Annotated in this window: 1 protein-coding gene; it reads right to left on the minus strand. The window is 56.9% G+C overall.

The features are described 5' to 3' along the window. A partial coding sequence (locus tag ACZIRK_RS45700; RefSeq protein WP_474419912.1) for a carotenoid biosynthesis protein occupies positions 1-255 on the minus strand: 255 nt, incomplete at both ends.

The raw sequence follows: 255 nt of genomic DNA on the forward strand, positions 1-255 counted from the left end.
AACGAACCATACCGGTCCCACGATGATCGGGATGAGGCCGATCTGCGGCAAGTCCGCGCCGACCACGAAATGAAAGGTCCCAAATGGAAACGCTGTGGCAGCGCTCAGGTTTTCCATCGCAAACGCAATTGCGTTACAAGTAACGAACAGAACCAAGGCGCTCCGCGCACCATAGGCGAAGGTGGCGTGGATCAGGGCGCAGGCAATGAAAAGTGCCGCAAGCGCTTGAGCAACCGGGGTTGGATTCCAGGAAAA

The sequence above is a fragment of the Bradyrhizobium sp. Leo114 genome (assembly GCF_055229415.2).